This window comes from Nocardia wallacei (genome assembly GCF_014466955.1).
Classification (GTDB): domain Bacteria; phylum Actinomycetota; class Actinomycetes; order Mycobacteriales; family Mycobacteriaceae; genus Nocardia; species Nocardia wallacei.
In genome coordinates this window covers 1869368-1891624 of the sequence record NZ_AP023396.1, presented here as the reverse complement: position 1 = coordinate 1891624, position 22257 = coordinate 1869368, and the positions used below count along the sequence as shown (strand labels likewise).

Annotated in this window: 21 protein-coding genes; 17 read left to right on the top strand and 4 right to left on the bottom strand. The window is 66.3% G+C overall.

The window, feature by feature from the left end:
• Positions 1-229: 229 nt before the first annotated feature.
• Entirely contained in the window at positions 230-1843 is a 1614-nt protein-coding gene (locus NWFMUON74_RS08765) for a hypothetical protein (RefSeq protein WP_187687337.1), read from the bottom strand.
• Positions 1844-1990: 147 nt separating this feature from the next.
• Here NWFMUON74_RS08765 and NWFMUON74_RS08760 point away from each other — a divergent pair, with 147 nt between their 5' ends.
• Both NWFMUON74_RS08760 and NWFMUON74_RS08755 read left to right on the top strand, forming a co-directional pair.
• The gene (locus tag NWFMUON74_RS08760; protein WP_187687336.1) at positions 1991-6754 is read left to right on the top strand and encodes an FHA domain-containing protein; all 4764 of its coding nucleotides are present in this window, start codon (positions 1991-1993) and stop codon (positions 6752-6754) included.
• A gap of 13 nt (positions 6755-6767) precedes the next feature.
• Positions 6768-7004, top strand: coding sequence for a hypothetical protein (locus NWFMUON74_RS08755; protein WP_187687335.1), 237 nt, complete (start codon positions 6768-6770; stop codon positions 7002-7004).
• 1419 nt (positions 7005-8423) lie between these two features.
• Here the strand turns inward: NWFMUON74_RS08755 and NWFMUON74_RS08750 are convergent.
• The 3 genes from NWFMUON74_RS08750 to NWFMUON74_RS08740 all read right to left on the bottom strand — a co-directional run bounded on the left by NWFMUON74_RS08750 (position 8424) and on the right by NWFMUON74_RS08740 (position 11023).
• Positions 8424-8591, bottom strand: coding sequence for a hypothetical protein (locus tag NWFMUON74_RS08750; protein WP_187687334.1), 168 nt, complete (start codon positions 8589-8591; stop codon positions 8424-8426).
• A gap of 1044 nt (positions 8592-9635) precedes the next feature.
• Positions 9636-10166 carry a P-loop NTPase family protein gene (locus NWFMUON74_RS08745; RefSeq protein ID WP_187687333.1) on the bottom strand — a complete coding sequence of 177 codons (531 nt, stop codon included), beginning with the start codon at positions 10164-10166 and terminating at the stop codon, positions 9636-9638.
• Positions 10163-11023: a P-loop nucleotide/nucleoside kinase family protein gene (locus NWFMUON74_RS08740; RefSeq protein WP_187687332.1), complete on the bottom strand. Its 861-nt coding sequence runs from the start codon at positions 11021-11023 to the stop codon at positions 10163-10165. Before NWFMUON74_RS08740 ends, NWFMUON74_RS08745 begins: the two co-directional genes overlap by 4 nt.
• 196 nt (positions 11024-11219) lie before the next feature.
• Between NWFMUON74_RS08740 and NWFMUON74_RS08735 the strand changes: the two genes are divergently transcribed.
• The 15 genes from NWFMUON74_RS08735 (at position 11220) to NWFMUON74_RS08665 (ending at position 22231) form a co-directional block, all read left to right on the top strand.
• On the top strand, positions 11220-11678 hold the full coding sequence (locus NWFMUON74_RS08735; protein WP_187687331.1) for a hypothetical protein: 459 nt from the start codon (positions 11220-11222) through the stop codon (positions 11676-11678).
• Positions 11675-11974 (top strand): hypothetical protein, encoded by a 300-nt coding sequence (locus tag NWFMUON74_RS08730; RefSeq protein ID WP_187687330.1) that lies wholly within the window; start codon positions 11675-11677, stop codon positions 11972-11974. Before NWFMUON74_RS08735 ends, NWFMUON74_RS08730 begins: the two co-directional genes overlap by 4 nt.
• Positions 11974-12612 carry a DUF2637 domain-containing protein gene (locus tag NWFMUON74_RS08725; RefSeq protein WP_232110916.1) on the top strand — a complete coding sequence of 213 codons (639 nt, stop codon included), beginning with the start codon at positions 11974-11976 and terminating at the stop codon, positions 12610-12612. Before NWFMUON74_RS08730 ends, NWFMUON74_RS08725 begins: the two co-directional genes overlap by 1 nt.
• A 5-nt stretch (positions 12613-12617) precedes the next feature.
• Positions 12618-12902: a hypothetical protein gene (locus NWFMUON74_RS08720; protein WP_187687329.1), complete on the top strand. Its 285-nt coding sequence runs from the start codon at positions 12618-12620 to the stop codon at positions 12900-12902.
• On the top strand, positions 12899-14197 hold the full coding sequence (locus NWFMUON74_RS08715) for an FtsK/SpoIIIE domain-containing protein (RefSeq protein ID WP_187687328.1): 1299 nt from the start codon (positions 12899-12901) through the stop codon (positions 14195-14197). The genes NWFMUON74_RS08720 and NWFMUON74_RS08715 overlap by 4 nt, the downstream gene beginning before the upstream one ends.
• Positions 14194-14511 carry a hypothetical protein gene (locus NWFMUON74_RS08710; RefSeq protein WP_187687327.1) on the top strand — a complete coding sequence of 106 codons (318 nt, stop codon included), beginning with the start codon at positions 14194-14196 and terminating at the stop codon, positions 14509-14511. Before NWFMUON74_RS08715 ends, NWFMUON74_RS08710 begins: the two co-directional genes overlap by 4 nt.
• Before the next feature lies 1 nt (position 14512).
• Entirely contained in the window at positions 14513-14737 is a 225-nt protein-coding gene (locus tag NWFMUON74_RS08705) for a hypothetical protein (RefSeq protein WP_187687326.1), read from the top strand.
• A complete protein-coding gene (locus NWFMUON74_RS08700; protein ID WP_187687325.1) occupies positions 14734-15822 on the top strand; it encodes a DNA cytosine methyltransferase in 1089 nt (362 codons plus the stop codon). The genes NWFMUON74_RS08705 and NWFMUON74_RS08700 overlap by 4 nt, the downstream gene beginning before the upstream one ends.
• Positions 15819-15986, top strand: a complete 168-nt coding sequence (locus NWFMUON74_RS08695; protein WP_187687324.1) for a hypothetical protein — start codon at positions 15819-15821, stop codon at positions 15984-15986. Before NWFMUON74_RS08700 ends, NWFMUON74_RS08695 begins: the two co-directional genes overlap by 4 nt.
• Entirely contained in the window at positions 15983-16624 is a 642-nt protein-coding gene (locus tag NWFMUON74_RS08690; protein WP_187687323.1) for a hypothetical protein, read from the top strand. Before NWFMUON74_RS08695 ends, NWFMUON74_RS08690 begins: the two co-directional genes overlap by 4 nt.
• Complete coding sequence (locus NWFMUON74_RS08685; RefSeq protein ID WP_197986989.1) at positions 16624-18387, top strand: replication initiator; 1764 nt, start codon at positions 16624-16626, stop codon at positions 18385-18387. The genes NWFMUON74_RS08690 and NWFMUON74_RS08685 overlap by 1 nt, the downstream gene beginning before the upstream one ends.
• A 25-nt stretch (positions 18388-18412) precedes the next feature.
• Complete coding sequence (locus NWFMUON74_RS08680) at positions 18413-18577, top strand: excisionase family DNA-binding protein (RefSeq protein ID WP_187687322.1); 165 nt, start codon at positions 18413-18415, stop codon at positions 18575-18577.
• Positions 18577-19830 carry a tyrosine-type recombinase/integrase gene (locus NWFMUON74_RS08675; RefSeq protein ID WP_187687321.1) on the top strand — a complete coding sequence of 418 codons (1254 nt, stop codon included), beginning with the start codon at positions 18577-18579 and terminating at the stop codon, positions 19828-19830. The genes NWFMUON74_RS08680 and NWFMUON74_RS08675 overlap by 1 nt, the downstream gene beginning before the upstream one ends.
• A 188-nt stretch (positions 19831-20018) precedes the next feature.
• Positions 20019-20354, top strand: a complete 336-nt coding sequence (locus NWFMUON74_RS08670) for a helix-turn-helix domain-containing protein (RefSeq protein ID WP_197986988.1) — start codon at positions 20019-20021, stop codon at positions 20352-20354.
• 416 nt (positions 20355-20770) lie between these two features.
• Entirely contained in the window at positions 20771-22231 is a 1461-nt protein-coding gene (locus NWFMUON74_RS08665; protein ID WP_187687320.1) for a hypothetical protein, read from the top strand.
• Positions 22232-22257: the final 26 nt, after the last annotated feature.

Genomic DNA, 22257 nt, shown 5'->3' with positions numbered 1-22257 from the left:
CGGGGAATGGAGTCGCATCACCTATTCCCACCGCGTCCAGAATGAGCCTGATCGAGGCATTCAGCACGAGGCGGCGGCGTTCGGGTGGTGGCATGGTCCCTACTCGTCTCCCGCGGCGGCATCGTGATTACAGCATCGGAACTGCGCTGTCTCGCCGATATTTCCCCGCAGTGGTCAGGACGGTGCTGGAATGCTGATCCCTCTCCCGGGCCACATCGGCTACGTACGATCAGGTGGGTCGCTGGGAGTTCGCCATGGTGACCAGTAGGCGATGGAGGACTTGGGCGGGTGGGGTGGCTCGTCCGGCGTTGAGGACGACGTCGGTGAATGCTTCGGCGAGAGCGTGTTCGGGGTGGAAGCGGGCGTGGTCGAAGCTCTTCCCGCTCAAATGCGAGCGCCAGGCTCGGAAGCCGGATGTCATGTGCCGCAGCGATCCTCGGTGCTCCGGGTGCACCTGCGGGAGGTATGCCTCGAGCAGGGCTCGGTGTGCGGCGGGGCGGGCGCGGCCGCCGCCGGCTCGGTCGAGTGCGCTGCCGAACTTGCGCACGATCGTCGAATACACCGGGCGCCGGGCACATTCGGCGGCGAGCCGGTCCGTGCCGCCGGATGCGGCGGCGTGCCGCGCATACTCCGGATCGGTGGCGGTGCGCGCCGCCAGCACGATGCGCGTACCGACGGGCTCCTCGGGCGAGACCTCGCCGGGCATCGCGCGTTCCAGCCGAGCCGGCTCGCCGTCCGGCAGTTCCTCGATCCCGATGGCGCGCAAAGCAGTTCGCGGATAGAGCGGCAGCACGTCGTCCACTGCGGCGACGATCTCGGTCAGCACTTCGATCGGCACACCCGGCAGTTCGAAACCGAATGCCCGCACGCCGTGGCGCTCGGCGAGTTCCCGGGCGAGGCGCGCGGCGGCCGACTCGGCTGACGTATCCGCCGTCCGATTCACTCTCTCCGCCTTGCGTTCCGGCCGCCCGGGAGCGCGTCCCGGCCCGCGTGGCGGCGAACCGGGTGAACTGGCATCCGGAGCGGATACCCTCGGCCGGCCGGTCGGCCGCGTCCACGGTGTGCTGGGCGTCCCGCCGCCCTGCGCCGCCGCGGCGCGCTGCCCGGTGGTGGCGGCGGGCTTCGCGGCGACGGTCGGCTTGGTCCACGGGGACGACGGCCGATCCGCCTGCGCCGGCCGAGCGGATGCCCCAGCCGCCGGTAGCGCGGAGTGCCCGCCCGCCCCGGGTGTATCCGGCCGCTCGGTCCCCGGGTTGTCCGTCCGGGGCTTGGTGCTCTCACCGCCGTCCGTTTGCTGTCCTGGTGCCGATGCGTCCTGCGGCGTATCGGGAGTGCCGTTGGGAGAATGCGGTGAACCAGGTGACGAGGTGGTCGCCGGGCCGGCCCCGGTGCGCTGCGTCGGAGCGGCGGTGGCCTGCGGAGCCGATTGCGCGGCGGGCTGTGTGGCGGGAGTGTTCGCCGTGGGACTGTTCCCGCGGACGGGCGTCGTACCGTACGACGGGACCGATGTGTAGTCGTGGCGGATCGGGACCGCGGCATTGTTCACGCGCTGTGCGACGGCACGATCCTGGCTGTCGAAGCTCTCCGCCAGGTTGCGCAGATCGGGTCCCGCCTGCTGCAGGACCTCGACGAGACTTTCCAGGTCGGACATCGCCCGTTTGTGCTCGGGCACATAGGTTTCCGCGAAGGCGCGGCCGGCGTCGTCCTTGCCCCAGGGCTCGCCCGCGCTGGACAGCGCCGCGCGCAACGTACGCACGGTCTCCGCCACCTCCGCCCCGATCACGTCGAATTGCGGCGCGCGTTCCCGGAGCCCGTCCGTATCGGCCGAAAACGTCTCGCCCACATCTTCTCCCATACTGCGCTACAGCCTGCGCGTTGTGGCAGGTGCCTTTCTATCCCGTCAACTCTCCATGCATGGGAATAGTCAGACGTAACGGGGTGTGTCTGAATAGGTTCGCAGCGACTGTGAGGGTGCCGGGAGGCAGCTGCGATGAGTGCGATTGATTCGCTGGCCGAGCTACCGGCGTGCGTGCGCGACGTCGTCATCGGCCATTGGCCGGAGACCGACGTCGACGGCATGCGCTGCAATGGCGACGCGTACCTGGTGGCGGCCGGCAACCTGACGCACTCGGCGGGCCGGTACGAGTCCGAGGCCGCGCGCACCGAGCAGGCCGTGCAGGGCGCGACGGCGGCGGGGCTGACCGAGCGTCACCGCACGATCGCCAAGGCCATGCGTGACCAGGCGGCGGTCTGCGAGAGCCTGGGCAAGCAGTGCCACGACGTCGCCGATACGACTGTGCAGACACAACATCTGCTGATCGCGATAGGCATCGCGCTGGCCGCCCAGCTGGCCTACGACGCGATGCTGTTCTTCCAGGGCGGTGGCGCGAAAGCGCTGATCGATCGGCTCGAGGCCGAGCAGGCGATGGCCGCCGCGACCGCGCGGCTCGCCGCCGGAGTGGGCGCACGCGCGGCGGCGGGCGCGGCGCAGCGGGCGGCGCTGCACGGCGCGGTGCACGCGGGAAAGATCGGTCTGCTGACCAGTGCGGCGACCAGCGGTGGCGCGCAGCTGTGGGACCTGCACTCGGGCGTACGCGACAAGTTCGACAGCGGCGCCTTCCTCGAAATGCTCCTCGGCGGTGTCGTCGGCGGTGTGGCCGGCGCAGAGATCGGCCGCCGCGTCGCGCCGAGCGTGCTGCGCTGGTTCGGCGGCAACGCGGTCAGCCGACCCGGCCGGCTCGCCGCGCACCTGGGCGGCACGATGTTGATCGGCGGCGCCGGCGGACTGGGCGGTGGTCTGGCCGGCGCGGTGCCGTCGGTGTTCCTCCACATGGACCAGATCCACAGTTTCGGCGACCTGTTCAAAATGGTGCGTGAGTCCGCGATCACCGGTTTCGGCAGCGGGTTCGTCGGCGCGGCCGGAAACGCGCTGCGCGTGCACGCCGCGGGTCGCGACGCGTTCCGCGCGCCGAGCGACTCGACGCGGCTGGGTCTGCGCCACCGTGATTTCGCGCTGCACATCAACGACCTGCTGCGGTCCGGGCCGCCGCCACGCGTGGAGACGATCGAGCGATTCAGTGTCGAGGGCAAGTCCGCGAAGGTTGTGGAGCGGCTCGTCTTCCACGACGGCACCGAGGTGATCCACAAGGTGGTGTCCGATCCGCAGCACGCGCACGCGGAGTTCCTGAGTTCGCTCGTCGGCGATGCGGTGGGCGCGCGGGTGCCCGCGGTGCACGTCGTCGGCGACCACGTCTACATGGAGGTGGTGCCCGGAGCGGTAGCGGCGGACACCTACCCGCGGAGTTCGTTCCCGCCCGAAGTCGTCAACGGTCCCGCCGGAATGCGGCAGGGCGCCATGGACGTGCTGATCCGGCTGCCCGACCGCAACGGCGACAACTGGATGGTCGATCCGGACGGCAACGTGTGGGGAATCGATCACAGTCGCGCGTTCGAGAATTTCGCCGACGAGGTCTACGTCGTCGGCCCGTTCGCAGAGAACTTCCTGCGTTACGGCCCCGCCGAGGAAATCGTGTGGCGCGACCACGGTCTCACGAGGCCCGAACTACAACAGATCCGGCAGGGCCTCGAACAGCTCGGCCCGCTCTTCCGCGCGGCGGGTCACCCGGACTGGCACGACGGCATGATGCAGCGGATGACCGCGTTGGAGGAGCACGCGGCCGAGGGCGGCACCGGCTTCCATGGTGTGGTGCCGCCGAGTCAGCCGCCGCAGCCCGGCGCGCCGCACGGAGTTGTCGGTGACGGGCGGGCTGTGTCCGAAACACCGCGACAGGACGGCCCGGCCGGGAACGGCGATCGCGGGCGCACCGGCAACCTCGGACCGCGCCGCGGCGGCGAGGTCGACCTCGCGCCGCGCGGCCGACGCGACCTGCCGCCACCGGCGGACGGAACGAGAACGTCTGCGCCACAAGAGAAACCGGTATCGCGGCAGATGGTCGACGAGCGCGCCCCGGCTGAGCAGCAGCCGCCGCGCAGAACCCCGGTCGCCGACGATTCGCCGCCGCGGCCCCCGGCCGACGAGCCCGAATCGCCTGTGCGCAAGCCTGGTTCGGACGAGGTACGCGAGGAAGGTGCCCGACCCGAAGAACCGACCTACGACGGTCCCCCCACGCAACCGCAGCCGCGGCTCGCGCCCACCGAGCGATCGGCGGACCAGAACCACTACGAACTCGCGGCGGCTCCGCCACCCGGCGGTTTCACGCAGCTGTACGTGCACCCCGACGGCGGCTACGTCGACGTGACATTCACCGGTCCGGACGGCGCGCGGATTCCGCAGCGATTGATTCCGGGAGAAGAGTACGTGCTCGGGCGCGGCACCGACGCACTGCTCGAAAACATTGCGGGCGAGCATGTTTCGCGCCGCCACGCGACGATCATGGTGGACGAGCAGGGGCACGTCATGCTGCGCGACGACCATTCGTCGAACGGCACCTTCGTCGACGGCAAACAGATCACGGGCGGCCGCTGGGCACGCATCTACGACGGCCAGAACGTCATGCTCAGCCGCGATCTGGAACTCGGTGTCGCCTTCCAGCGCCAGATGGCGGAAGTGCGGCTGTTCGGCAACGACGGACCCGCGCTGAAGCTCTACCGCAACGGCCGGGAACTCGAGATCGGCCGTGGCATGGTGCATCCCGAAACGCATCGGCGCGACTACATTTCGCACCGCCACGCCTATATCTCCATGGACGAGAACGGCCGGGTGTGGATCCGAGACGCCGGTTCCACCAACGGCACCAAGGTGAACGGCGAACGTCTCGGCCAGGGTGAGCGCCGGGTGCTCGAGCCGGGCGATGAACTGTTCCTGGGAGGATACGAATCGAGGGCGGAATTCGTGCCCACGGACGTGTCGGGCGATGTGGGCCCGGTGCGGGTGCGGCTCGGCAGCGGGGCGGACGTGACGCAGGTGCGAATCGCTCCGGGCGAGACGGTCGACGTCGGAACCGGCGAGAATTCTCCCTTCGCACACCAGCTTCGGGGTGTGCGCGGCGTCGGTGAGCGGCATGCGACGCTCGGCCTGGACCACGACGGCCGGCTCTGGATCCGCGATCGTCCGGGGTCGGAAGGCGTGTGGGTCAACGGCGACCGGATCGCGCCGAATCAGAAGGTGACCCTGGGCGAAGGCGACAGGGTCGGACTCGGTCCCGAGTACCAGGGCACAGCGCACCTCGGGATGCCGACCGAGCGTCCCCAATTGCCGCCCGCCGAACTGTTTTTCGCGCCCCACAGGCAACAACGCCCGATTCAGCTCGGGCCCGGTGAGGAAGTATCGGTCGACGTCAGCCTGCTGAACGGGCACACGATGCTGGGTACGACCGGGAGGCAGGTCGTCGTCGGGCGTGACGTGGACGGCCGAGTGTGGGTGCGCGATCCGGACGGCGACAGCTGGCACGGAACGAAGGTCAACGGGGAACTCCTCCCGGCCGGCGAGAAGCGCTACCTGAACGCCGGTGACGAGGTGGCTTTCAGCCAGGTATCCGCGCGTTTCCGACTGGGCGAAGAACCGCCGCTGCCGCTGCGACTGGCCGACGACGAGAATCTGCCGCCCCTCGCCCTGCGGCGCGGCGAGGAGGTGGTGATCGGCCGGGGAGCGGACTCGCCGATGTCCGAGCACCTGGCCGGCAACAAGAGAGTGTCGAACCGGCACGCCGTCGTCTATCGCGACGAGTACGGCAATGTGTGGCTGCGCGACGAGAATTCGGCGCGGGGGACCTGGGTCGACAACATCAAGGCCGAGCCGGGTGTACCGGTGCGCCTGCGCCCCGGCGACCAGATTCGGCTCGGCGATTGGGTGGGCGCGGCGCGGTTCGACGACGGGTATCAGGCCGGCGCGGTCCGCACCTTGCCGGTACGGCTGAACAGCACGCACGGCGATCTGACCCGTGATGTCGTGCGTGGTGGCGAGCCACTGCTGCTCGGGCGTTCGGGCGGAGCGCTGCCCGACGGCCTGCCCCGCTTCAACGAGATATCCCGGCGGCACGCCAGCCTCGGTGTCCAACCCTCCGGCCGGGTCTGGATCCGTGACGAAGGATCGACTCACGGCACCTACGTCAACGGTGCGCGGATCAACGCCGGAGAACAGTTCAGGCTGCACTCGGGTGACGTCGTACGTCTCGGCAACGCTTACGAATTCGTCGTCGCCTATCCACCGCCCGACGGTGGCGCGTTCGTGAACATCATGGACCGGTCGCCGGAGACGAACGAGTTGCTCGATCACTTCGGACTCGTGCCCAGCCACATTTTCAGGCGGGTCAGTGAGCACATGAACGAGATCCCCGGCGGCGGAATCGTCATCGGGAATCGCCCGCTGCTGGAGCTGCCCGGCACCGATAGTCTGGTCGGCACGACACCGTACGGCCGCAAACCCGGAACCAGTTGGAACACGGTGCAAGGCGTCTACATGGGCGGCCCCAGACGCATCGTGATCAACTCCGGTGGTAAGAGTGGGAGCCTCGACGTGGTCCTGCACGAGTTCGGGCACGCCGTCGACGCGGCGTACGGCACCGGCGGGAAATGGCTCAGCGACTCGCCTCGCTGGCGCGAACTACACTCGGCGATGCTTCAGGCCATCGGCAAGCACAGGAACTGGAAGAACTACTACGACAAGCCGAGCGAGGCGTTCGGTGAGGCGTGGGCCGCGTGGCGGTACGGGCCGAAGCAACTGCGCAAGTTCACTCTCGGCGACCGCCAACTAGCGCAACGGCTGGAGGAGTATTTTGACAGCGTATTCGGATGACACCAGCCCGCCCATGCTCGCCGAGGACGGCGAGACGATCCTGGTCCACTTGCGTGGCCGGACCGAGGACGGCGTCTTCTACCACGGCTTCGAGGAGTTTTTCCCCGGCGACCCGGGATACGATGAAATGCTTCCGGTCGCAAGAGAAAACCCGTACGAGAAGCCGGAGCCGGAACGGCCGCTCGACGAGGAAACCCTTGCCCTCGTCTTCCGCGAGGCCGGATCGGACCGTCGTAACCCCGACGAGTAGGGGCGGATCGCCGGTCGACGACCGTGTGTATCAGCCATGGACACCAGGCCGAATTCCACCTGGGCGCGCCAGCGGGGCGGCAGGAGCTATTCGAACAGTTCCCATTCGTCGTTGTCGAAGATCTCGATCTCGGGGGCGTCCACGCGCGGCAACCGGGCACTGGCGCACGGGGTTGAACGGGATCGGTGGGTTCGATCGTTACTCAGCCGCCATCCCACAACCCGGCCGAGAGAGATCCGTGCTTGTGGATGGCCATGGGCGAGTTGCCTTTGTCCTGCTCCAGGTGCACGACGAACGCTGCGTCGTCGTCATAGAGGTTACTGACACAGTGAGAGCTCAGAGCACATTTCCATGCCCTGAGCTGCCAATATGATGGGTGGAGCTAAGGGGACTCGAACCCCTGACCCCCACACTGCCAGGAGCGGGCAAACTGCCTGACTAGGGAGTATGACACATCTAATTCCATGATGCCGAGGTGCCTCCGATGCTCGACTGTCGTCGTCGTTGTCGTCGGAGGTGTCGTCATGCCCCCACACCGATAGGCCGTTTATCTGCCCCTGACTGCTTCTCCCCCATCTTCCTCATACTGGCCATCTCTCGGTGGAGGGCGGGCGTGTCAAGGATGGCGAAGCCACCGCGTAGCGGACACCGTAGGTGGTCCTTGACTCGTTCGTCCGGAGCGAGACCATCGGGCCATGAGGAAGGTGGGGTTCCATCGTGGATGGTTCCGTGTCGGGGGTGCCCAGGATGGAAAGTCGGCCACTCGTGGGTTATTGGGGTTCCGATCGCTAATCCCGAGGAGAGATGATCGGCTAATCTTTGTCCCCGTACCGATCTCGTGGCGATGCCTCGCGGATCGGGAACTCGTCTTCGGGCATTTGAACGGCGGACCGTCCGTCGTCGCTCCGGGGAGAGATAGGAGACCAGTGCGAATGAAGCGCTGGAAGTGGTTGCGGGCCGCAGACTTTGAGATAACGACCCGCATCCACCTGCACATACCGGGTCAGTGGTTGATCATGATCCTTCTTTGGATCGTGATGACGCACTAGCCCGGCGGATGGAGTCGGTTCGACATGCCCGTCGGCCGACTCCTTCCTGTCTCATCGACCCAGTTGATTGGCTGATGGACAGATGTAGAGTCCAGTGGACTGGATTGCAGTGTAGTGCACTGGTGGTCCAAATGGACCACAAAAGTGTCCGAACGGAGCATTTAAAGTGCCCGAACGGGGTTCTCGACTCCGTGTAAAGCTTCCTGGATTGCGGGTGCCTCGCTACCCGGTGCGGCTGGGAAGGAAGTGGGCCGTACCGGGTAGCGGGCTGTCCGGGAGCTCCGGTCCTGGGGCCGACAGTCGTTGGCGGCTCGCTACCAGCGGCGTTGCTGGCGGACCGGAGGGAAAGGGGGCCGAAGCCCCCTCCAGGTCAGTACTGGTTGATCTCCGCGGCCTTGCGGGCGTCCCAGTAGGCGTCGAGGCATTCGCGGCACACCACGTCGTCCTCGTCGCCGGGAATGTAGATGGGGAGGGTGTCGGTGGCGGGGTTGGGGCAGCCGGGGGTGGTGCACGCGATGAGCGAGGTGGTGGCGGTCATGGTGGGTTCCTTCCCTGGGGTGTTCGATCTGGGCATCGCCCGTACCACCCTGCCGGGGTGCGGAAAAGGGTGGGCGAATGCCCATCACGTAGTGACGCGAAGCGCCCTTTGGAGCACCCCGGCAGGGTGGTATGCCTTCGGCAGATCGATCACCCCAGGGAAGGAACCCTGGTGACCGCTGCTACCGGAGGTGATGGGCACGAAACCGGTTCTGCCCCAGCCCCGCCACCGACACCCGGAGGCGACATCCGCGGCGATGAGGACGACGTGGTGTGCGGTGACCACAGCCGGTCGACCGGGCTGGGATGCCGGCCGTTTCGGGATCGACGGCGGGAGGTAGGTCGGGTACGGCTGACGACGTGCCCAGCACTGCCTCGGCGTTGGGGAAGGTGGTCAGACAGGGATGGTCGGCGTTCTACCCCGTCGCGAAAGCGGCGCCGACGCGCCCGACGCGCCCGCTGGCCGTAGCTTGCGGAGGTGGGCGGCTGCGCGGCGCCGCGTGGCGGCGCCGCTTTGGCGGCGCGCCAGCGCCGCCCTTGAGTCTGTATAGCGAAATTCGGCAACGACATGGCACGGGTTGCTGCGCTTCGTCGTGAAGCCGGGAACGGGCGTAGCCGACGAACGTCGATCCGGATGAGGCGGGTAGCCCGGTAGGTCCGGGATCGGTTGTGTTTCAACGGTTCCGGTCGGCGTGCTGGCGTAGGGTGATGACACCTCCGTTCGAGGGGCGGTGGACTTGGTCCACACACCGCGCCCAGGAAGGAGGTGGTGGGTATGGCGAAACATCGCCGGGCAAAGAGCAAGGCCCCGGTCGATTACGGCATCTGCTGGGTGGCTGCTGCCGTGATCGCCGGGGCGCTCGTGCTGGTCCGCTGGTTGCGGGCTAGGTGACCCATCAGGTGGGGCGTCGGGTGCGACCGGCGTCCCACCGCCAGCATCACTCTCGTGACGGCTACATGATAGTTGACTGACAGCGGACACGATAGGTCTGATTGGATCGGAAACCCCGTTAGCTCAGCGTCGGGGCTGCTCGCGACCTGTCGCTTACTGGCAGGCCAGATCGCGAATCGCCGCAGCTGCTACGTCGGGCGGCGTGCTGGCAGTGTCGATCGTGAGTTCCGCTGTTGCAAGGGCGACGGTCTCGTCCCAAGCTTGAAGGCGCGCGTTGAGATCACCGGTCGCGCGGCCTTCGATTCGGGCTCGGGCTGTCGCTCGATCCGTGCGCAGCTCGACTGTGACCCACCGAACGTTGGGCGTGGCATTCGTGACGGCAGTAATAACCCCGGGCTGTCCTGCATGAACGACCGGAATGCACCCAGCGTCCAATAGCTGTAGAAGCCCTGGCTTGTCGATCGCGTATCGCGCACCGTAGCGGGCGTTGGACCAGATGAGGGCTCCTGCGTCAAGGAGCTTGTCGAACTCGTCGGAACTGACCATTCGGTAGCCGTTGGTTCGTCCGGGGCCGTCTTTGAGGCGTTGGAACAGCTGAAAGCGCTGATCAATCCGAGACAGGGCGGTCGTAACCGTGTCTTTGCCGCTGGCGGGGGCTCCGTAGAGCAACACACCAGCGGTCATCGTTCGGTGGTCTCGCGTCGGAAGCTCTCGATAAGTGCTTGCGCTTGTTTTCGCAGGGGTGGGCTATCGGGGTCGTTGTCGATGACGACGTGCGGAACGAGGGGCCGTAGGTCGAGGTTCAGACTTGCGCTATACGTCTCCCAGTTCGCCAGCTTCCATGCGTCTCGGGCCGCTCCTCGGCGGCGTAGGTACATCAGCATGGATTCCAGGGAGCATCGGACCCACACGAAAGTAGCGTCTGCGCTTTCGGTTTCGGCTCGCGCGATGATGCGTTCGAGCCAGGATTGGTCGATGAATTCACGGAGGTACGGGGCGGAAGCAATCGCGGAGTTACCGACTTCAAGATTGTCTTGAACAACAGCCGCCAGCGCCTCGTATTCGCGTGGGCGAATGCGACTGAGGTAGATGTCGGACTCGCGGTCATCGATCGTTGATCCGAGATCCTCAAGCGCGGGCTCGATGATCGGTCGCGCGATGGTGTCCTTGTCGAGGATTGCCCAACCTGTCTCTCGCGCAAGGGTTCTCGCGAACTCGCTCTTGCCGCTCCCCGGATAACCGCCCACGTAGACAGCACGGGGCCGCACCGGTCGAACAGGGTGAGTCAGTGAAAGGCTGACGGCTGTTGGGGTGGTGACGATTCGGCCCGAGCGATCGCGGCTTGCGACGTAGCCGTCTGCGGCAAGTTGCTCCATCGCCTTGGTAATCGTGAGTTGGCTGGCCTGCCACTCATCAGCAAGCGCGCGCGTGGAAGGAAGCCGTTGCCCATCACGTAGACGGCCAGATTCGATGTCGTTCCGAATTGCCTGCGCGATACGCAAATGCGCTGGTAATGGGCGTTGACGGCTTGTCTCCGGCACTGGCCATCTCCTTGATCGGTAGCAGTTGCGTCTTCGACAGTAGCAGTCAGTCGTGACGCTTCTACCAGGGGATTCCTTCCTAATGTCACGGTTGGGTTACAGGGTTACGAAAGTAGTTGCTACTCGACGAAAGCAACTGCTACCGTACGGCTATCAGGAAATCGCCTGACTTCCCCAAATTCGAGGAGATGACTAGATGTCGCTCAAGGATGGTTGGTTCACTCCCGCGTTCGATGCGTTCCCGATGGGGCTGTTTCTGCTGGGTGAGATCCAGCCGGTGACGGAGTTCAGTACGGACCGCAACGCGCCGAAGCGGCAGCGGGTGGATCTGGACAACGACGGCAACGGCACGGGTAAGCGGCTGTGGAAGGGCACGGTCACCGACCCGTCGGCAGCCAACGCGAAGCAGGCCAGTTTCGAGGTCGTGTTCGTGGCGGATCAGCAGCCGGTTCCGTCGGCTCCGGAGATCTCGAAGAACGTGCGCCCGATCGAGCTGGAGGGCTTGCACGTGAAGCCGAAGATGGCTGGTCAGGGCGAGTACAAGTCGATCGCCTGGACCGTGCGCGCGACGGGCATCAAGGGCGACAACTCGGGGGCGAAGCAGCCGCCGAACAACGTCGGCGCGTCGCGTCCGCGTGACGACAAGGCCGCGTGATCGCCATGTCGTTCATCGCAACGATGATCACCGGTTTCGATGGTGTGGAGGCGGAGTATGTACCGGCTCGCCGGAACGTGGACGGGGAGATGTTTTCTGCCTTCGTGCGGATTCGCCTCGTTGGTGTTCCGGAGTCGAAAGCGACGCTGACTGTCACGGTGGAGGATGCCCGGACGATCGCGGAGGCGCTGCCGCAAATCCTGATGCTGCATGACGCTACGGTGCGTCTGGCTGCGGATTGCGCTGTGGACCAGGCGGTTTCGGCTGCGGTCGACGGGGCGGGGAAGGCTGCGTGATGTTCACGCCTGAGCGGGGAATGCTGGCGGCGCGGGTGTTCGCGGTCCTGGTGATCGTGGGCGTCGGCGCTGCCGCGTTCGTCCTGTCGTTCACCACCTTGCGTGATCTCGCGGAGCTGGCGCATATCCCGGAGGGGACAGCGTGGCTGTTCCCGTTGATCATCGACGGCACGATTGTGCAGGCCACGGCTGGTGCGCTGGTGCTGGCGAAGTCTCCGGAGCGGAGGTTCTTCACTCGGGTGCTGGTGGTGGGTGCGCTGGTGTCGGTGGCGGGCAACAGTATTCACGCCGTGCAGGCCGGTCGGGCGCTTCCTGCGTGGTTGTGCGCGGTGGTGGCTGCTATCGCCCCGATTTCGCTGCTGGTTGACACCCACGGTCTCGCGGTGTTGTTCCGTGCGGCACAACAGCATTCGGCCCCGGCACCCGTTACGGCTGCCGAGCCTGTAGCGGCTGCTGTCCCGGCTCCGGAGCCTGCCGTGGCCCCTGAGTCTCCTGCTTCTGCGCCGGTGGCTGAGCCTGTTGCTCGTCCGGTGCCTGCTCCCCAGGCTGCTGCGCCGCGGGTGAGTGCTGCTCGTCCTGTTCGTTCTGCGCGACCGGAACAGCCGATGTTGCCGATCGCTTTGCCCGTTGGGGGTTGATCGTCATGAAATTGTCCGATGACACGAAAAGTGTCCTGATCACTGCTGGGGCGATGACCGTCGCCGGTCTGGGTGTCGGCGGGTGGCTGATGTTCGGCCCGGACCACGACACCGAGAAGGCTCCGGTGCGTCCGGCCGCGGTGTCGGCTCCGGTGGAAACGACTGTGCCGCAACGAGTTCCGGATTGCTTGATGCTCTGCACGGAACCGCCTGCGCCGCCCGTGGCTGCGGATGGCTGTCAGCTGTTCTGCGAACTCGGTGACGGCTCGTTCGAGGGGGTCATGCGATGACCGTCGTTGACGTGGTGCCCTATGCCGTGGCTGCGGCCGGTGCGGCGGGGTTGTTCACCCGGATGTGTGTGTGGCGTCGACTGCCCGCGGACAGCACGCCGCGGCCGATCGCCGAGATCGTGGCGGAGGCTCCGGAAGTGTTGCGGACGGCGGTGCTGCATATCGCCGTGACTGGTTACACGTGGCGGATGTTCGCCGACCTCGGTCTCGGTTCGGTGGAGAAGGGTTTCCCGACCGTGCAGTGGTGGGACTACGACCGCCACGGCCTGACCGTCGATTTGCTGATGCTGGGCGGCCAGTCTCTCTCGGATTGGACGCAGGACAAGACTCTGGATGCGTTGGCCGCGTATCTGGGGGTGCCGCGGGTGACTGCCTCGTCACCTGCTCCGGGCTGGGTCCGTCTTCAAGTGCGGGTGCATGACACTCTCGCGGCGTCGACAACGCGGTCGACCGCTGTCCCCAATGACGTGGACTTGGAGGCGGTCCCGGTCGGGTTCCGCGAAGACGGCGAACTCTGGCTGCTGCGCATCCTCTACGCCCACATCCTCCTGGCCGGTGCCACCGGATCGGGCAAGGGCTCGGTGCTGTGGTCGATCCTGGCCGGTCTGGGTCCGGCGATCCGGGCGAAGCTGGTGGATGTCCGCATGGCCGATCCGAAGGGCGGTGCGGAGTTCGGGCGCGGTGAGGACAAGTTGTTCACCCGGTTCGCCACCACCGAGAAAACCATCCTCGCCGTGCTGAAGGAAACCGTCACGGACATGGATGAGCGGCTGGTGCGGATGCGCCGCAACGGAATCCGCAAGCTCGTCCCAACGGTGGATGAGCCGCTGATCCTGATCATCATCGACGAAGCCGCGTCGCTGTCGTCGTACGCGGAACGCGCCGACCAGGAGAAGTTCCGGCAACTGACGGGGCAACTGCTGTCCAAGGGCCGTGCCGCGGGCATCTCGGTGGTCGCTGCGTTGCAGGACCCGTCCAAGGAGACCATGCCCAACCGGCAGTTGTTCCCGGTCCGCATCGGCCTGCGGCTGGACGAACCGACCCAGACCACCATGGTGCACGGCCAAGGCTCCCGCGCTCGCGGTGCCCGCTGCGACGAGATCTCCGAGCACACACCGGGTGTCGGCTATGTGGGTGAGGACGGCACGACGGAGTTCGTGCGGGTGCGCGCGTTCTGGATCAGCGACGATCAGGCCGACGACATCGTGGACACCTACTCCCCGGCACCGGAGATCGCTGGTCCGACCGAGGACTACACGGGGTTCGATCCTGATGACCTGGGGGAGGCGGCATGATCGGCGGGTTCGTCACGCAAGCGCACGTGGTCGTCCTGTGCGACGGCTGCGGGGACCGCTACAGCGAAACCGCCTACGCCCAGCTGTGTTTCGCCTCGGTCAACGAAGCGATCGCCTACATCACGCGCCGTGGCGCCGGGGTCGGCTGGGTCTACGACGGGGACAAGGTGCTGTGCGACGGCTGCGTGGCGCTGGCCGAATGCGCCGCTCGCGGGCACCGCTTCCCTGAGCCCCGGCGTCGGCTGCTGGCCGGTAAGGACCGTTCGCACGTCTGCTCGGTGTGCGGCATCAACGACTCAGAAATCGAGGAATAACGTGTCTCGCAACGACTTCCGTCCCTATCGGTACCAGGACGAGGCGCTTCGGCGGACTGAGGACGCGATCGACGCCGTGGTCGACATCCGTTCCCGTCGTCGCTGCCATTACGAACGCGCCGGCATGGACGCGGTGACGGTGGCCGCGCACCTGTGGGCCGAAACCGGGCATGTACCCGGCTGGGATCTCAGTGGCTCCGATGATGACGGGGGCTGGGCGGCATGACCCGGATCGGTTCCTTGTGCTCGGGGTCGGGCATGCTGGATGTGGCCGCGCTGGAGTTGTTCGCGGACTCGTCGATGGCGTGGCACGCCGACCCGGACCTGGCCGCGAGCATGGTCCTCGCGCGTCACTGGCCGGAGGTGCCGAACCTCGGCGATATCACCGGAATCGATTGGAACACAACAGAACCGGTGGACGTGTTGTGCGCCGGGTATCCGTGCCAGCCGTTCAGCGCGGCGGGACGCAGGAAGGGAAGCGATGACCGACGCAACGTGTGGCCGGCGGTCCGGGACGCAATTCGCCGAGTACGACCTCGAGTCACGCTCCTGGAGAATGTGGCCGGACATCGGTCTCTGGGGTTCGATCGAGTACTCGGGGACCTGGCCGAAGACGGGCTGCATGCGCGATGGACGTGCCTGCGAGCTTCCGACGTGGGTGCCTGCCACCACCGCGAACGCCTCTTCGTCGTCGTCTACGACCCTGCCGACACCGCGCGCGATGGATTCCCGCGGCTCGCTGACCGCTCCAGCGGCCCGCAAACACGTGGAGGATGGCAACGGCACCCTGCCGGAAGTCCTCGGCGCCCATGTGGCCTAAACGGCGTCCTGCCAACTCCGCGGGCCACTGACGGCAGCAAGGGCGGACCCAACCAGCACGGCACCGGCGGCACGGACCTGCGCACCACCGCGGCGTGGCTGCCGACCCCGAACGCCTCGGACGGTTCCGGCGGCGGGATGCACCCGGATCGGCGGGCCGGTCATTCCCGGCAACTGATCGACTACGCCCTGATCGACGGCACCCCGGACTGGGGCCGGTACCGCGCCGCGATCGAACGCCAGGAAAACCTGTCCCGCCCGGCACCTCCGCCGACCGAACGCAATTCCCGCGGGAACCGGTGCCTGTCTCCGGCGTTCGTCGAGTGGATGATGTTCTGGCCCGCCGGCTGGGTCACCGATCCCGCCCTGACCCTCACCAGGGCGCAACGGCTGAAGATCCTCGGCAACGGCGTCGTCCCTCCCCAGGCGGTCACCGCGTACGCCTGGCTCCTCGCGCCCCTCTACGCCGATCAGGAGGTAACTGCGGCATGACCAGGAAAGATGAAGCGCCACAGGTCAATCCGATCGTCGCCAAGGCCGCCGCGCAGGTCCGGGCGTCCAAGTCGAAGGACCGCCGCCGGAAACTGCCCGAGGTCGGCCGCTGGGACTGTGATGGGCAGCTGAGCTTGTTCGCCGATGAGGAGAAGGACCGATGAACCCGAAACGAAATCGGCAGCGCCACAGTCATTCTCGTGACCCGTTCGATGTGGTCGCCGGTGCGCTGCTGGAACTGGTGTGGCAGGTCGTTCGTGTGGTGTTCGTGGTCGCGTGGTGGGCGGTGTTGTTCCCGGTGATCACGCTGCCGCTCGCGGTGGCGGTGGCTGCCGGGTTGCTGCTGGGTTGGGGTGTGGGTGTCGTGGTGGTCGGGGTGTTCGCTGCGGGGATCATGCTCGGGCGTCGTCGGCGTCCGGAGATGTTCGAGCGGTGGGTCACCTCGCGGGCACGCACCCGGTTCCGGGCCTGGCGGCGTTACCGCTGGCGTTGGGCTGCCCGCCTGCACGCCTGCCACCTGACCATCCGCGACGACGAGGCGGTTCGTGTCCCGCGCTTGATCGGGGTCCAGATCGGGGCAACGGTGGATCGGCTGCGGGTGCGGATGCTGGAGGGTCAGTGCCCTGAGGACTACGAGAACCGCGTCGAGCGGATCGCGCACACCTTCGGCGCGCAGGAGTGCCGCGCCACTGTCGCCGGTCCCGGCGTGATGGAACTGGTGCTGCGCCAATCGGATTCACTCGCCGAAACGATCACCTTGCCCACCATCGACGGTCCTGGACGGACCGGGGAGGCTGCCTGATGACTACCGAACCCCGCGCCGACAACGCTCCGGCCCGGCAGACTGCCGCGCAGCGTCGCGCCCTGCCGAACCTGGTCGATATCGCTGAAGCCGCGGCGGAGAAGTACGGGGTGTGCAAGCGCCCGATCCCGATGCGCGCGTTCAACCCCGCCACCGGTGAGTCGAAATACGTTGCGGCAGCGTGCAAGTCGACTCGGGCATCGGATTGCCCTTCCTGTGCGGCGAAGGCTCGCGCCTTGCGGATCGCGCAGTGCCGGGAGGGCTGGCACATGGAGGAAGAACCGGTCTCCGACCGCACCCCACCGACCGACCACCAGAAAGACCTCCTGACCGCTCGCGCTGACCTGCTGGCCGAATACAAGGCCGCACGCGAGGCGGGCGACGACGAAGCAGCCGAAGGGTTCCGGGAAGTCATCGCGGACCTGGATCGGGAGCTGCGGGACTCGGGATTGCAGGGCCGCATTCCCGGGATCGACGCCAAACCCCGGCAGCGCCGGACGCGGTCCACGAAACGGCGCCAGGACATGCCGAACCTACCGCGCAAGAAGATCGCCAAGACCACCATCGGCCGCCAGTTCGCGGGCAAGCACCGCCCCTCGACCTTCCTCACCGTCACCCTGCCCTCCTACGGCCGCTGCCACACCGACGGCGCGGTCAACAAGAACGGCGAGGTGTGCGGGGACGGTTCACCGGTCGACCCGGACACCTACGACTACCGGCGTGCCGCCCGGGACGCGATCTTCTTCCCGATGCTGCTGGACCGGCTCATCCAGAACTGGCGGCGCGCCGCGGGCCGCAACGTCCAGTACTTCGCGACCGTGGAACCTCAGCGCCGTGGTGCTCCTCACGCGCATATCGCGGTGCGTGGCACCGACCCGCACGAGCTGATCAACCAGGTGATCGCCGCGACCTACCACCAAGTGTGGTGGCCGCACTTCGACCACGAAATCTACACAGACGACCACATGCCGGTCTGGGACCACCAGGCGGGCGGGTTCGTCGATCCCGAGACCGGGCAACGGCTCCCGAGTTTCGATGAGGCACTCGCGCTCATGAAGGAGATGGACGACCAGCAACCCGCCCACGTGCTCCGCTGGGGCGTGCAAACCGACACCCGCGACATCGGCGACGACGACGGCAGTCTCGTGGACGGTGACGGGGAGCGCGGCCCCGTCCGCCCGGGCAAGGCCAAGGGCGTGATCGGCGGGGAGACAGCGGGCAAGCTGATCGGCTACCTGACCAAGTACCTCACCAAATCCATCGGCGAAGTCCTCGAGGCCCCGAACGAACGCACCCGCCGCCACTACGAACGACTCCACCACGAGTTGCAGCGCACCCCGTGTTCGGAGACCTGCGCGGTGTGGCTGCGCTACGGCATCGCCCCACGCAACGCCAAAGACAAGACCGTCCCGGGCCGCTGCAAAGGCAAAGCACACCGCCGAGACACCCTCGGCCTGCGGGCTCGCCGGGTGCAGACGTCACGACGCTGGAGCAACAAGACCCTCCCCGACCACAAGGCCGACCGCATCGAATTCGTCCGGCAAGTCCTCGCCACTGCCGGCATAGCCAAGGCCGAACAAGCCCAGGGCTGGATCGTGCGCCTGACCGAACCCAGCGACCCCGACGTGCCACGCCGCGAGCACCTGATCATGTCCGCGGTCGCGCAACGCTCGGTGTGGCAAAACGAATACCTCGCGGCAAAGGGCCTGATCACAGACCCACCACCCGCGCAAGAAGTCTCGGCAATTCAGGAAGCGGCGTAGGAGGGAATCGATGAGCGGGAGATTCATGACGGTCCAGGCTGCGGCGGATGAGCTGGAGGTGAGTACGTGGTCGATTTATCGGCTGTTGTGGGATGGGCGCGTGCAGTCGGTGAAGGTTGGCCGGTGTCGCCGCATCGTACGGAAGTCGTTCGATGACTACGTGTCCGGCCTGATCGAGGATGCCGCGTGATGGCAGAGCGGAAGCCGCGGAAGCGCAACCCGAATGGCTCCGGCACGATCAGCCAGCGCAAGGACGGCCGCGTCGAACTCAAGCTGTTCGTGGATACACCGGACGGCAAGCGTAAGCGGATCAGCGTGTACGGCCGCACCTGGGAAGAAGCCGATGCGGAGCGTACGCGGCTGAAAGAGTTGCAGCGCAAGGGAATTCCGATCGATGTGACCACGATGACGGTCCGGGAGTACATGACGTACTGGTTGCGCGAGGTAGCCGAACCCAATGTCCGGCGTACCACGTATGCGACATACGAGGGAGATGTGCGGCTGCATATCGTGCCTGGCCTGGGTCGGCGCAAGCTCAAGGCGTTGGAAAGTCGGCATGTCCGGACGTTCATCAATGGCCTGCGGACCAAGTGCCAATGCTGCGGGCAGGGCAAGGACGCGGCGCGGGCGAAACCGCGGTGCTGCGCTAAGTCTCCGGCCGAATGCTGTGGAGAGGTGTTGTCGGTCAGCTCGATCCGGCACGTTCTGCGTGTGCTGCGTGCAGCGCTACAGGATGCGGTGGATGACGAGTTGATCAGCCGGAACGTGGCACGTTTGGTCAAGGTCGGTGGTAGTGGGGACTACAAGGTCCGGTATTTCACGCCGGTGGAGGCCAAGCAGTTTCTTCGCGCGGCCGAAGGGCATCGCTTGCACGCTCTTTGGGCGGTCGCTCTGTCGATGGGCCTGCGGCGCGGTGAAGCGCTCGGGCTGACTTGGGCTGACATGGACTTGGTCGGCGGTCGGCTGACAATTCGGCAAGCACTGCATCGGGTTGACGGTCGGCTACAACTCGATGAGGTCAAGACGGAAGGATCGAACGCTACGCTCCCGCTGCCGCGCCCGTTGGTGGCGATTCTTCGTGAGCATCGGAAACGACAACTCGAGGAACGGTTTGCGGCCGGTACAGCCTGGCACGAGTCCGGTCTGGTGTTCACCACGAAATTCGGCAAACCGATCGAACCGCGGAACGTGAACCGCATGTTCCGCGCATTGTGTGTCAAGGCAGGCGTGCGTGAGATTCGTGTGCACGATCTCCGGCATTCGTGCGCGACGTTGCTGTTCGCCCAGGGTGTTGAGGCGGCGACGGTGCAACGTATTCTCCGGCACTCTTCGATCGTGGTGACGACGAGCATCTACATGGAAGTGATCGAGGCGGTGAAGCGCGATGCGCTGGATTCGATGGGCACGTTGTTCGAATCGTCGGCTGATGACACGGCGATGTGAATTGTCGTCAGAACTGTCGTCAACCGACTTGCAAGAGAGTCGAAAAGAATGCGTTTTCCCTGGTGGACCTTGGGGGACCTTACTACAACCCTAAAAGCGCAGGTAGAAGCCCTGAAACGCAGGCGGAAGCCCTGGAAAACCTGATCCAGAAGCTACCCGACCCCACAACATCGGCCCCACCGCCTGTGGTGAGAATCAGACCCCGGCGGGCACGGCAACTCGACGCCGATGAAGTCGCGGAGCTGATCACCGGCTACCAGGCCGGAGCAACCGTGTATGAACTGGCTGCCCGATTCGGTATCGAACGGCGCACAGTCAGCAATATCCTCCACCGACACGAGGTACCGATGCGCCGCCGCGGGCTGTCCCCCGACCAGGTCGACACCGCCATCCATCTCTACAAGCTCGGCTGGTCACTCGCCCGGGTCGGCAACCATCTCGACGTCAACCACACCACCGTCCTGACGGCACTTCGTCGGCGCGGAATACCCACGCGGGATCCTCATGGGAGAGCGCGAGTGTAATCGGTGGCTACGCTATCGCCTCGTAAGGAGAGGTGTTCCGAGACTGCGGCCCGGATGACCGGTCGGTGGCGGATCGTGGCGATGAGCCCCTGGGGTAGAGATGCCATCGGCCGATGGAGCCGGGCTTTATCGAATGAGACGCGGACGGCCCGGCCAGCTCCGATTCATCGCCGTCCGCGGCTGGTTCGACGGCCGCCGGGCCCCGCCGGAGCACGGCGACCGCCGACGAGAAACCAGAACAGGCGGCTGGCCGAACCACCACCAGGCCGACCCGCTACACCGGGCGCTGTCATCGAAACAGATGTAGCGCCGGACTGCCGTGGCGGGAGAGACTTTCGGCGTGACCGGCACTGAGGGGCTGGTACTGCCCCACGACGCGCCGGAGCATCGCTTCATGAGGTATGTCCGTGCACCACATGGCGAGCATCGGCCGTTGTATCCACTCGTCCCGGCGACGCGGCCCGCTGCGAGTCGGCCTGGATCTGTCGACCCTGGGGGCCGAGCCGCCCGATATCGCCGACTTCGTATCGGTGCTGCGACGGCGCCCGGAAATCGAGCCCGCGTTCCTCGTATTCGGCGAGCAACACGACGATCTGACCGAACCGTGGAGGCAGCGCCTCGATTGCGCGATCGTGCATGTCGTGGACTATCACAGCTTCGGCGAACTGGAAAAGATCGCCGACGCGTCGCAGGTCTGGGTGACCACCTACACCGCAGGCGAGCAGACCTTCGGCGGCTGGTGCCCGTTCTTCGGCGTCTACGCCAACCTCGACGCCCTACAGTCGGCAGAATCCGACCTCACCGAGGAAGACCGCTACCGCGCCGCAGCGCTGGCGGCCGTGGCCCTCAAACTCGGGCTAGACGTTGTGGTGACCGAGGCGCCGACCGCGGGCCGACCCGAAGTCGCCGACAACGATATCGCCGCCATGATCACCCCTCCCGACCTGCTACCGATATTCGGTCACTATCTGCGCATGACGGGAAACCTGAGCCTGCGGTACAACCGAACGGGCGTCATCGTCTACGACGATCTGCGCGCCGGATCGGTCAGCGGGGTCTACCACATCGGGATCGAGAGCCACATCCCGCATCTTCGCCACCTGATGGTGGCCGCCCTGATGGGCAGGCACACCGATGTCGTCTCCGACCTCGGCTCGATCTCGGCACGGGCCCAGCGCGCGCTGCGCGCGCTCGACGAGTTGCTGGCCGCACTGTCGACCCACAACGGGCCGCACACACCTACCGCCGATACCACCGAGCGGGTCAGCGAGGCATTCGACCGCGAACTGCTCTACCTGACCGCAGTATTCGACACATTCGGCCGACTGTTCAGACGGCTGCACGACGGCCGGGGACCGAAGAGGAACGAACCCAAGAGCCTGCACTCTCTGCCCCTAATCACCAGCCACATCGTCGAGAAATACGCCGCCGGTGAGATCGTGGACCGGATCGTCGAATACAGAACCTACGCCTACATCACCTCGACACTGCGCAACTACATCCATGAGGCCGTACTGCCGACTGGGCCGGTACCGAGCCGTGGATACGGCAGCGCTACCACCATCGCCGTAAACCTCGACCTGCTCGACGACGTGAAACTCACCCAGCAACAGGTCGCCAAACTCGGCGTCTGGAAGGCCAGCACCACGGTCCTGTCGGCCGAACCGACGACCGTCGGCGACTTGGCCACCTTCGCGGTCACCTTGATGACCACGGCGCTCGCCTACGTCGACACAGTGATCGAATTGATCCTGTTCCACCACCCCACCGACCCCACCGCAGACGCCCACCCACTCCTCGGATGCGCGCCAAAAGACCTCCATATACCCGAGCCACGCCCGGACGAATTGCTCATCCGCAGCTACTTCGGCTGGTAATCGGAGCAGCGAAACGGCCGGCGCCT

Excerpts from the sequence above, each read along its gene's own strand:
- NWFMUON74_RS08760 (WP_187687336.1), top strand. The coding sequence starts at position 1,991 with ATGAGTGCGATTGATTCGCTGGCCGAGCTACCGGCGTGCGTGCGCGAC.
- NWFMUON74_RS08755 (WP_187687335.1), top strand. The coding sequence starts at position 6,768 with ATGCTCGCCGAGGACGGCGAGACGATCCTGGTCCACTTGCGTGGCCGG.
- NWFMUON74_RS08750 (WP_187687334.1), bottom strand. The coding sequence starts at position 8,591 with ATGACCGCCACCACCTCGCTCATCGCGTGCACCACCCCCGGCTGCCCC.
- NWFMUON74_RS08745 (WP_187687333.1), bottom strand. The coding sequence starts at position 10,166 with ATGACCGCTGGTGTGTTGCTCTACGGAGCCCCCGCCAGCGGCAAAGAC.
- NWFMUON74_RS08735 (WP_187687331.1), top strand. The coding sequence starts at position 11,220 with ATGTCGCTCAAGGATGGTTGGTTCACTCCCGCGTTCGATGCGTTCCCG.
- NWFMUON74_RS08725 (WP_232110916.1), top strand. The coding sequence starts at position 11,974 with ATGTTCACGCCTGAGCGGGGAATGCTGGCGGCGCGGGTGTTCGCGGTC.
- NWFMUON74_RS08720 (WP_187687329.1), top strand. The coding sequence starts at position 12,618 with ATGAAATTGTCCGATGACACGAAAAGTGTCCTGATCACTGCTGGGGCG.
- NWFMUON74_RS08715 (WP_187687328.1), top strand. The coding sequence starts at position 12,899 with ATGACCGTCGTTGACGTGGTGCCCTATGCCGTGGCTGCGGCCGGTGCG.
- NWFMUON74_RS08710 (WP_187687327.1), top strand. The coding sequence starts at position 14,194 with ATGATCGGCGGGTTCGTCACGCAAGCGCACGTGGTCGTCCTGTGCGAC.
- NWFMUON74_RS08700 (WP_187687325.1), top strand. The coding sequence starts at position 14,734 with ATGACCCGGATCGGTTCCTTGTGCTCGGGGTCGGGCATGCTGGATGTG.
- NWFMUON74_RS08695 (WP_187687324.1), top strand. The coding sequence starts at position 15,819 with ATGACCAGGAAAGATGAAGCGCCACAGGTCAATCCGATCGTCGCCAAG.
- NWFMUON74_RS08690 (WP_187687323.1), top strand. The coding sequence starts at position 15,983 with ATGAACCCGAAACGAAATCGGCAGCGCCACAGTCATTCTCGTGACCCG.
- NWFMUON74_RS08685 (WP_197986989.1), top strand. The coding sequence starts at position 16,624 with ATGACTACCGAACCCCGCGCCGACAACGCTCCGGCCCGGCAGACTGCC.
- NWFMUON74_RS08680 (WP_187687322.1), top strand. The coding sequence starts at position 18,413 with ATGACGGTCCAGGCTGCGGCGGATGAGCTGGAGGTGAGTACGTGGTCG.
- NWFMUON74_RS08675 (WP_187687321.1), top strand. The coding sequence starts at position 18,577 with ATGGCAGAGCGGAAGCCGCGGAAGCGCAACCCGAATGGCTCCGGCACG.
- NWFMUON74_RS08665 (WP_187687320.1), top strand. The coding sequence starts at position 20,771 with ATGGCGAGCATCGGCCGTTGTATCCACTCGTCCCGGCGACGCGGCCCG.